Genomic DNA, 525 nt, shown 5'->3' on the forward strand with positions numbered 1-525 from the left:
CCAGAAGACCGATCACGCCTTCGTGCCACTGTTCATCATGCAGGCACAGCACCGGCGGCAGCTCACCCTCATCCAGGTGCAGCCTGGCCAGCGCCGACTCCGCTTCCCCGCGCATGTCCGATTCAATGGTCCGGCGTTCACGGTTCAGGCGGTCCAGTTCGGAGGCAAGGCGCTGCGCCTCGCCCTCATCCTCCGTCAGCAGGCATTCAATGCCCACGGCCATGTCGTCCAGGCGGCCCGCCGCGTTGAGGCGCGGGCCCAGGACAAACCCCAGATCCGTCGCTTCCAGCGCATCCGCATCCCGACCAGCCAGTTCAAGCAGTGCCCTGATGCCGGGGCGTGTCCGGCCGGCACGGATACGGCGCAGCCCCTGGGCCACCAGGGTTCGGTTGTTGTGATCCAGGGGCACCACGTCCGCCACCGTGCCCAGTGCCACCAGATCCAGGTATTCCGCCATTGCCGGAGGCGCCTGGGCAAACCATCCGGCCGCTTCCAGGTGTCTGCGCAGCGCGCTCATCACATAGA

Annotated in this window: 1 pseudogene; it reads right to left on the minus strand. The window is 67.0% G+C overall.

From position 1 onward, the window contains the following. A pseudogene (locus tag GLW00_RS21050) lies at positions 1–525 on the minus strand (hypothetical protein); the annotation flags it as partial.

Origin of the sequence: Halobacillus litoralis (assembly GCF_009856445.1) — a bacterium.
In the GTDB taxonomy this organism is placed as follows: Bacteria; Bacillota; Bacilli; order Bacillales; family Halobacillaceae; genus Halobacillus; species Halobacillus litoralis.